General features: G+C 72.9%; 9 protein-coding genes and 1 pseudogene. 3 read left to right on the forward strand and 7 right to left on the reverse strand.

What is annotated here, in order from left to right:
- From ACLU3S_RS33675 to ACLU3S_RS33695, 5 genes are all read right to left on the reverse strand, one after another.
- A partial coding sequence (locus ACLU3S_RS33675; RefSeq protein ID WP_413955782.1) for a helix-turn-helix domain-containing protein occupies window positions 1–315 on the reverse strand: 315 nt, incomplete at its 3' end.
- Between the two features lie 235 nt (window positions 316–550).
- On the reverse strand, window positions 551–1,219 hold the full coding sequence (locus tag ACLU3S_RS33680) for a response regulator (protein WP_413955783.1): 669 nt from the start codon (window positions 1,217–1,219) through the stop codon (window positions 551–553).
- A gap of 35 nt (window positions 1,220–1,254) precedes the next feature.
- Complete coding sequence (locus ACLU3S_RS33685; RefSeq protein ID WP_413955784.1) at window positions 1,255–2,424, reverse strand: sensor histidine kinase; 1,170 nt, start codon at window positions 2,422–2,424, stop codon at window positions 1,255–1,257.
- Window positions 2,425–2,638: 214 nt separating this feature from the next.
- A complete protein-coding gene (locus tag ACLU3S_RS33690; RefSeq protein WP_413955785.1) occupies window positions 2,639–3,109 on the reverse strand; it encodes a DUF3017 domain-containing protein in 471 nt (156 codons plus the stop codon).
- The gene (locus ACLU3S_RS33695) at window positions 3,099–3,953 is read right to left on the reverse strand and encodes a bifunctional methylenetetrahydrofolate dehydrogenase/methenyltetrahydrofolate cyclohydrolase (RefSeq protein ID WP_413955786.1); all 855 of its coding nucleotides are present in this window, start codon (window positions 3,951–3,953) and stop codon (window positions 3,099–3,101) included. The genes ACLU3S_RS33690 and ACLU3S_RS33695 overlap by 11 nt, the downstream gene beginning before the upstream one ends.
- A gap of 263 nt (window positions 3,954–4,216) precedes the next feature.
- Between ACLU3S_RS33695 and ACLU3S_RS33700 the strand changes: the two genes are divergently transcribed.
- Window positions 4,217–4,813 carry an RDD family protein gene (locus ACLU3S_RS33700; RefSeq protein ID WP_413955787.1) on the forward strand — a complete coding sequence of 199 codons (597 nt, stop codon included), beginning with the start codon at window positions 4,217–4,219 and terminating at the stop codon, window positions 4,811–4,813.
- 131 nt (window positions 4,814–4,944) lie between these two features.
- Window positions 4,945–5,271 (forward strand): annotated as a pseudogene (locus ACLU3S_RS33705) (FHA domain-containing protein); the annotation flags it as partial.
- A gap of 250 nt (window positions 5,272–5,521) precedes the next feature.
- On the opposite strand, the gene purH reads toward ACLU3S_RS33705, so the two are convergent.
- Both purH and purN read right to left on the reverse strand, forming a co-directional pair.
- Window positions 5,522–7,090: a bifunctional phosphoribosylaminoimidazolecarboxamide formyltransferase/IMP cyclohydrolase gene (gene purH / locus ACLU3S_RS33710; protein ID WP_413955788.1), complete on the reverse strand. Its 1,569-nt coding sequence runs from the start codon at window positions 7,088–7,090 to the stop codon at window positions 5,522–5,524.
- The gene (gene purN, locus ACLU3S_RS33715; protein ID WP_413955789.1) at window positions 7,087–7,725 is read right to left on the reverse strand and encodes a phosphoribosylglycinamide formyltransferase; all 639 of its coding nucleotides are present in this window, start codon (window positions 7,723–7,725) and stop codon (window positions 7,087–7,089) included. The genes purH and purN overlap by 4 nt, the downstream gene beginning before the upstream one ends.
- 303 nt (window positions 7,726–8,028) lie before the next feature.
- Here purN and ACLU3S_RS33720 point away from each other — a divergent pair, with 303 nt between their 5' ends.
- Window positions 8,029–8,814 carry a hypothetical protein gene (locus ACLU3S_RS33720; protein ID WP_413955790.1) on the forward strand — a complete coding sequence of 262 codons (786 nt, stop codon included), beginning with the start codon at window positions 8,029–8,031 and terminating at the stop codon, window positions 8,812–8,814.
- Window positions 8,815–8,948: the final 134 nt, after the last annotated feature.

The raw sequence follows: 8,948 nt of genomic DNA on the forward strand, positions 1-8,948 counted from the left end.
CTGCGAGATCCGAAGGGCCTCCATGGTGCGGTCGTGCCGCATCTCCGCACGGCTCCAGGCGCGTTCGGCCAGCTCCCACAGGGTGGTGAGGTGGACGGGACTGGCGCCGGTGACCTCGGCGAGCGCGACCACCGCGCCCTTGGGCGCGAGGAGCCGGCCGCCCAGGTAATGCTCCCAGGACGCCTCGCTGTAGCCCGTGCGGTCGGCCAGCGCCGCGCCGCTCAGGCCACTGCGGTCCACGAGCCACCGCAGCCGGCTGGTGAACTCCCTGATCCGCGGGTCCAGATCCTCCGGCAAGGCTTTCCAACGAGGCATCGCTTCCCCCCTGCTTCCCCCGTCCGGCTACCCACAAGGATGCGTCGACCCCGGATCGCAGTTCCCGGAGCGGGGGCGCGCGGGAGCACCGTCATCACGTAGCGGAACCGTCACTTCCGTGCCACAGCGCACGGACAGCCGTTGAACAGGCCGTTGCCGGCGGGAAGGCTGAGGGGTGACGGCGGTCCGCCCCTCATCGGGGGAGGGGGCGGGCCGCCGTTGCCCGCGCGGCCGTTCAGCCGCCCGGCGTCACCAGCCCCGTCTCGTACGCCAGCACCACCGCCTGCGCCCGGCTGCCCAGGTCGAGCTTGGTCATGGCGCGATTGAGGTGGGTCTTGACGGTCGCCTCGCTGATGTACAGGCGGTCGGCGATCTCGAGGTTGGACAGGCCGCGGGCGGTGAGCTTGAGGACCTCCACCTCGCGGGAGGTGAGCGCGCCGAGGTCGGGCGGGGTCGCGGTGGAGGCGGCGGGCGCCTGCTGCCGGGCGAACGCCTCGACCAGGCGCCGGGTGACGCTGGGTGCGAAGAGCGCGTCGCCGCCGTCGACCGCGGTGACCGCGGCGAGCAGCCGCTCCGGCCCCGAGTCCTTCAGCAGGAAGCCGGAGGCTCCGGCCCGCAGCGCCCCGTACACGTACTCGTCCAGGTCGAACGTGGTGAGCACGAGCACCCGGGGCGGCCGGTCGGCGGCCTGGGCGAGGATCCGCTCGGTGGCCTCGATGCCGTTGACGCCGGGCATCCGGATGTCCATGAGGACGACGTCGGGGCGGGTCTCGGCGGCGAGCCGCACGGCCGCCTCGCCGTCGTCCGCCTCGCCCACCACCTCGAAGCCGGGCGCGGCGTCGAGCAGGCCGACGAGCCCGGCGCGGATGAGGAACTGGTCGTCGACGACGAGCACTCTGGTCATCCCGTCCGGTCGTCCCCCCGCCGTGCCACGTCCGTCTACCGCTCCGTCTCCGGCGCGCCCCTGCGGCCGTGGTCGGCGGCCGAAGCGGGCAGGGTCAGACGGACCTCGAAGCCGCCCTCGGAGCGTGGGCCGACTGCGATCGTCCCCCCGTAGAGCTTGGCTCGTTCGCGCATGCCAATCAAGCCGTGCCCGCCGCCGGCCGGGACTCTGGCCGGATCCGCCCCCTCTCCGTCGTCCGTGACCCGGACGGTCAGCTCGTGGGCGCCGTAGTGGAGTTCGACACGCGCCCGCGCCGGGCCCGCATGCTTGAGAGCGTTGGTGAGGGCCTCCTGGACGACACGGTAGGCGCACAGTTCGACGCCCGGCGGCAGCGGGCGCGCGGTGCCCTCGACGACGAGGTCCACGGGCAGGCCGCCGGCCCGCACCCGGTCGAGGAGTTCGCCCAGCCGGTCCAGGGTCGGCATCGGGGCCCGCTCGGGCGCCTCCGGGTCCTCCTCGCGCAGCACCTGCAGCATGCGGCGCAGCTCCTCCAGGGCTTCGCCGCTGGTGTCGGCGATGGTGCCGAGCGCGCTGCGGGCCTTGGCCGGGTCGGAGTCGAAGACGAACCGGGCGAGGCCGGCCTGCACGGAGACCACCGACATGTGGTGGGCGACGACGTCGTGCAACTCCCGGGCTATCCGGGCGCGTTCCTCGGCGACCGCGCGCCGGGCCCGCTCGGCCTGCTCGGCGCGCAGCCGCCGGGGCAGTTCGGCGGCCCGGCGGGCCAGGTGCCCGAACCAGACCAGCACCGAGCAGTAGAGCAGCGCCTGGCCGAGCACGGAGGCCATGGACGGGGTGTGGCTGACCACGCCGGCGTACACCCACACGGCCGTCATGCAGGCGGCGCACACCAGGGCCGTGCGCAGCGGCCGGACGGAGGCCACGGTGTACAGGGCGAGCATCGAGCCGAAGGTGCACACCACCGGCCAGTAGCCGAGGGTGGCATGAACGAGCGCGGCGGCCTGGACGACGGCGAAGACGCCGAGGGGCCGGCGACCGCGCAGGGCGACCGGCAGATGGGCGAGAGCGATCAGGACGTAGGCGCGCGTGTCGAGTTCCGGCCAGCCCTGCGCCCGCGACTCCTGCCCGAGCAGGACGGCGACCACGGTCATGGCCACCGCGATCAGCGTGTCCACGGCGAGCGGGCGAAGCGTCCTCAGTCGCATCGCCGCAGGGTAGCGCCGGAATCCGGAGTGCGGAGTCAACCCGATGCGGTACCACGGAAGTTGCAGATCGTCCACGGCGGCCGTCCCTCGCCGTACGGGAGTTCCGTCCGGAGAGGGACGCGGGGCGGACCGGACCGCCGTAGCGTCGGTGCCGGGGAAGGAGCGTGGCCCGCGCCACCGGGGAAGGCGCGGGCCACCCGGCCCGCGGCTGCCGCTACTTGGTCATCGTGAAGTGCAGCGTGTCCTTCAGGAACGGCACTTGCAGCCAGGGGTTGGGCTGGGCCATCAGCGCCAGCAGGACGATCGCCAGGCCGAGGATGCCGTAGGTGGTGATGTCCGTGAACCGGGAGCGGACGGCGAGCATGCCGACGCCCGGCAGTATCCAGCGCATCACCGCACCGGCCAGCAGGGCGGCGCCGATCAGCAGCGTGCCGTAGCGGAACAGGTCGAACGCGGTCAGCAGCAGGCCGACCGCGACCGCGCCCAGCACGACGAGCATGGGCCACTGCCGGGCGGGCGCCGGGGCGTCGCCGGACGCGGCCCGGCCGCCGCCCTCGGGCCGGGCGGTGTCCTTGGTGAACAGCGGGAAACGACGGGTGGCGCGCCTCGGGCGCCCCTGCTCGTCGGGGGCGCTGATCGCGTCGCGCACGGCCGGCTCGCCGCCGTGCGTGTCCTCAGCCGGCACGGCGCTCCGCCGCCTCCACCACGTTGGCCAGCAGCAGCGCCCGGGTCATCGGGCCGACGCCGCCGGGGTTCGGGGAGATCCAGCCGGCCACCTCGGTCACGTCCGGGTGGACGTCGCCGACGATCTTGCCTTCGGCGTTGCGGGAAACGCCGACGTCCAGCACGGCAGCGCCCGGCTTGATGTCCTCGGCGCGGATCAGGTGCGGGGAACCGGCCGCCGCGATGACGATGTCGGCCCGCTTCAGGTGCGCCGACAGGTCCCGGGTGCCGGTGTGGCACTGGGTGACGGTGGCGTTCTCGCTGCGGCGGGTGAGCAGCAGCGGCATCGGGCGGCCGATGGTGACGCCCCGGCCGACGACCACGACCTCCGCGCCCTTGATCTCCACGCCGTGGCGGCGCAGCAGGGTGAGGATGCCGTTGGGGGTGCAGGGCAGCGGTGCCGGCTCGTTCAGCACCAGCCGGCCGAGGTTCATCGGGTGCAGGCCGTCCGCGTCCTTGGCCGGGTCCATCAGCTCCAGGATGCGGTTCTCGTCGATGCCCTTGGGCAGCGGCAGCTGGACGATGTAGCCGGTGCAGGCGGGGTCCTCGTTCAGTTCGCGGACGACCGCCTCGATCTCCTCCTGCGTGGCCGTGGCCGGCAGCTCCCGCTGGATGGAGGCGATGCCGACCTGCGCGCAGTCGCGGTGCTTGCCGGCGACGTACTTGCGGCTGCCGGGGTCGTCCCCGACCAGGATGGTGCCGAGGCCGGGCGTGACGCCCCTCTCCTTGAGCGCCGCCACGCGGGCGGTCAGGTCCGACTTGATCGCGGCTGCGGTGGCCTTGCCATCGAGAATCTGGGCGGTCATACCCCCATCCTCGCGGATGACCGCCCCCCTGTTCCAATCCGGGTACCCCGAGGCCGCGCCGCACCCGCCGGCGAATGATCAACGATGTTGCACTTGCACAACGCCTGCCGCCTGCGGCTGGACAAGCAACCGTCCGGTCGAGAACGATGAGCAGCACAGTGCAGCGGGCAGCTCAACGGGGGGACGTGCCGCATCTGTAGAAACTCTCCTCCGTGCAGTGCCGCGCCTCGTCCCCGCACTCGGACAACGGAGGAAACACCGCCATGAGCTTCGGCGACCCGAACAACCCCTACGGCCCCCCGCAGGGCCAGCAGCAGCCCTACGGCTACCCGCAGCAGCCGCAGCAGCCGCAGGGCTACGGTTACCCGCAGGCCCCGGGCGTGCCTCCGCAGCAGGGCTACGGCTACCCGCAGGCCCCGGGCGGCTACCCCGGCTACCCGCAGCAGCCCGGCTACGGTGTGCAGCCGCGGTACGCGAACTGGGGGCAGCGCGTCGCCAGCAAGCTGATCGACAGCGTGGTGTACCTGGTCGCCTACCTCCCCCTCGGCCTCATCGGCGTCAAGGCGGGCGTCCCGGCTCTGGGGATCCTCGGCTTCCTCCTCCTCATCGGCGTCCTCATCTGGCAGGTGATCCAGGAGGGCAGGACCGGCCAGACCATCGGCAAGAAGGTGATGGGCACCCGCACGCTCAAGGAGGACACCGGTCAGCCGCTCGGCGCCGGCATGGCGTTCGTGCGCCAGCTCGCCCACGTCCTGGACGGCCTGCCCTGCTACCTCGGCTACCTGTGGCCGGCCTGGGACGCCAAGCGGCAGACGTTCGCCGACAAGGTGTGCGGCTCGATCGTCATCAGGGATCAGTGAGGGCACGCGCGACAGCACAGTTCGCGCCATTTGCATCCGAGGGCCGTGTCTCACCCGCTCAGGGGAGACACGGCCCTGGTGCGTTCGCTCTGGTCTGGCCGGGGTAGCTGTCGGGCACGGGGAGACGCACCTTGTACAGCATCATCGTGGTACCTCCGCCGACCACGGAGGGCGAACACCACCGCACCCAGATCCGGCTCGCCCCCGGCGAGCGTCTCAGCTTCGGGCGGGCGCCCGCCAACGACCTGCCGATCCGGCACGGCGGCGTCTCGCGCCGGGCCGGCGAACTCGGCGCCCAGGGCGCGTTCTGGACGCTGAGCAACCTCTCCGTACGGCACACGTACGTGGTGGAGAACCCGGAGGGCGCCGGCGAGCACATCAAGATCGGCCCGGGCAGACTCGACGCGCCGGTCCCCTTCGAGTTCTCACGGATCGTGCTGCCCGCCGCCGGTGATCTGCCGGCGAGAGGGCACCCACGCCTACACCCCGGCTTTCTCCACCCCCGACTACACCCCGCCCGAGCTGCTGTGGGCGGAGATCGGCGAGCACGGCCGGCCGATCCGCCCGTCCGCCGACGTCTGGGCCTTCGGCGTGCTCGCCCGGCCTCGGAGACCAACCCGCTCCCGTCCTGCTGACGTGAACGGCGACGGCCTCCGGCTCCCTCCCCAGGGAGCCGGAGGCCGTCGGCGTTCCCGGCGCTGCGGGTGCTCAGTGGAAGAAGTGGCGCGTGCCCGTGAAGTACATGGTCACGCCCGCCTTCCGGGCGGCCTCGACGACCTGCTCGTCACGGATCGAGCCGCCGGGCTGGACGATCGCCCGCACCCCGGCGCCGATGAGGATCTCGGGACCGTCGGGGAAGGGGAAGAAGGCGTCGGAGGCCGCGAAGGAGCCGCGGGCGCGCTCCTCGCCGGCCCGCTCCACGGCCAGCTTGCAGGAGTCGACGCGGTTGACCTGGCCCATGCCGACGCCGACGGAGGCGCCGTCCTTGGCGAGCAGGATCGCGTTGGACTTCACCGCGCGGCACGCCTTCCAGGCGAACGCCAGCTCCTTCAGCTCGGCCTCGCTCAGCGCCTCGCCGCTGGCCAGCGTCCAGCCCGCGGGGTCGTCGCCGTCGGCCTGCAGCCGGTCGGTGACCTGGAGCAGGAGACCGCCGTCGACCTGCTTGGCCTCGACCCGGTTGCAGGGGGCGCCCGGCGCCTTCAGCACGCGGATGTTCTTCTTCTTGGCGAGCGCCTCCAGGGCGCCCTCCTCGTAGTCCGGCGCGACGATGACCTCGGTGAAGATCTCCGCGACCTGCTCGGCCATCTCCCGGCTGACCGGCCGGTTGACGGCGATCACGCCGCCGTACGCGGAGACCGGGTCGCAGGCGTGCGCCTTGCGGTGCGCCTCGGCTACGTCCGCGCCGATCGCGATGCCGCACGGGTTGGCGTGCTTGATGATCGCGACACAGGGCTCGTCGTGGTCGTACGCGGCACGGCGGGCGGCGTCCGTGTCCGTGTAGTTGTTGTACGACATCTCCTTGCCGTGCAGCTGCTCGGCCTCGGCGAGGCCACCGGTGCCGTCCACGTACAGGGCGGCGTCCTGGTGCGGGTTCTCGCCGTAGCGGAGGGTGTTCTTGCGCGCGAAGGTCGCACCGAGGAAGTCCGCGAAGCCCGACTCGTCGACGGGAGCGTAGGACGAGGCGAACCAGGAGGCCACGGCCACGTCGTAGGCGGCGGTGTGCTGGAACGCCTCGGCGGCCAGCCGCTTGCGGGCGGCCAGGTCGAACCCGCCGCCCTTTACGGCCGCGAGCACGTCGGCGTACCGCTGCGGGCTCGTGACCACGGCGACGGAGGGGTGGTTCTTGGCGGCGGCGCGGACCATCGACGGGCCGCCGATGTCGATCTGCTCGACGCACTCGTCGTCCGAGGCGCCCGAGGCGACGGTCTCGCGGAACGGGTAGAGGTTGACGACGACCAGGTCGAAGGGCTCCACGCCCAGCTCGGCGAGCTGCTCGCGGTGGCTGTCCAGACGCAGGTCGGCGAGGATGCCCGCGTGCACCTTCGGATGCAGGGTCTTCACCCGGCCGTCCAGGCACTCGGGGAAGCCGGTCAGCTCCTCGACCTTGGTGACGGGGACACCGGCGGCGGCGATGCGGGCGGCCGTGGAGCCGGTGGACACCAGCTGGACACCGGCCTCGTGCAGCCCGCGGGCCAGCTCTTCCAGCCCGGTCTTGTCGTAGACGCTGACGAGCGCGCGGCGGATGGGCCGCTTGGTGCTCTCGGCGGTGGCGGTCACTGGATAACTACCTTTCGTCCCTCAATGCGATAGCCGTTGCGGGCGATCCGCCCCACGACCTCGACGAGCAGCCTTCGCTCGACGTCCTTGATGCGCTCGTGCAGCGCGCTCTCGTCGTCCTCGTCCCGGACCTCGACCACGCCCTGCGCGATGATCGGCCCGGTGTCGACGCCGTCGTCGACGAAGTGGACGGTGCAGCCGGTGACCTTGGCGCCGTACGCGAGCGCGTCGCGGACGCCGTGGGCCCCCGGGAAACTGGGCAGCAGGGCCGGGTGCGTGTTCACGAACCGCCCGCCGAAGCGGTCCAGGAACTCCTTGCCGACGATCTTCATGAACCCGGCGGAGACCACGAGGTCGGGCGCGTGCGCGGTCACCGCCTCGGCGAGGGCGGCGTCCCACTCCTCACGGCTGCCGTAGTCCTTGACCCCGCACACGAAGGTCGGCAGCCCGGCCCGTTCGGCGCGGGCCAGCCCCTCGATGCCGGCGCGGTCCGCCCCGACGGCGACGATCCGCGCGCCGTACGACTCGGCGCCGGTGCGCTCGATCTCGTCCAGCAGCGCCTGCAGGTTGGTGCCGGATCCGGAGACCAGCACGACGAGGCGCTTGACCGCTGGGCCAGGGGTGGTGGCGGCCACGGTGGGGCCCTTTCTCGGAAAACTTCTCGGGAAACTTCTCGACGATCTGTCCGGCCGCTTGCCCGGCCGGGCGGTTTGTACAGTCGTACAAATGCTTCGCGTCCCCGGATACGGGGAAGTCTACGAAGCGGCCGACCGTCAGCAACGATACCGGCATTCCGGAAGGCCCCCACGGGACGGGGGCGTGGCCGGAAGGTAGCGTTCGGGAGGGAGCCCGTTCGGGAACGCGCGCGCAGCGCGGTGCGTTTCCGGGGTGGAAGCTCACGTGGACAGCCGTATTCACCTAGGGGAAGACGCTCTTCGATGCCCGATCGCAGCCTGCGACTCGTCACGTTCCCTGCGCGCCCGGCTCGGCGAGGGGAGCGTGGTGCCGTGCTGCTGCGAGAGCGGCCGGCCACGCCGCCCGAGGCGCCCGAGGGCGGCCGGGACGGCGACGGACGCGGCGGCGACCGGCAGGACGACAACCCGTTCGCCCCGCCACCGGAGGGCACTCCGGACCGCCCGTGGCAGCCCCGGCACCCGCAGGGCGGCTCCTCGGGGCAGGGTCCCGAGGGCGGCCGGGGCCCCGGGCACCACTCCCCCTGGGGCAGCCAGTGGAGCGACCGGCAGCCCGGCCGCTCCCCCGGCCCGTTCGGCGAGCGCCCCGGCGGTGGCCCGCAGGGCCCCGGCGGCCCCGGCCAGAACATGCGCTGGGACCCCAGGGACCCCGTGCAGCGCCGCGCGCGCTACGCCCTGCTGTCCGGCATGTGGGCCGTCTTCTTCGTCCTGTTCGGCTGGCCGTACGTGGCCCTGCTGCTGGGGGCGCTGGCCCTGTACTGGGGCGTCAGCGCGCTGCGCGCCAAGCCGCGCGCCACGGATCCGAGCACCCCGGCGGCCGCCACCGGCCGGCCCCAGACCACGGCGGCCGTCGGCGGCCTGGTCACGGCGGCGCTGGCCCTGGTCCTGGTCGCCTCCACGTTCACCGTCCAGTTCGTCTACCGCGACTACTACACGTGCGTCGGCGACGCCCTCACGCACGAGGCCAAGCAGTCCTGCCAGAAGCTCCTGCCGCAGGAGCTGCGCGGGGTGCTGGGCAGCGGCAACAGCTGACGCGGGGCCCGGGGCGGGCGTGGGGGGTCACTGGTCCCCCTCCGCGGGTTCGTTCGCCCCGGTGCGTTCCCTCGCCTCACCGGGGTCGTCCGCCCCGGTGCGCTCCGCGCGCGGCTCGGTGGGGTCCGTGACCG

Origin of the sequence: Streptomyces sp. AF1A (genome assembly GCF_047340315.1) — a bacterium.
Lineage (GTDB): Bacteria > Actinomycetota > Actinomycetes > Streptomycetales > Streptomycetaceae > Streptomyces.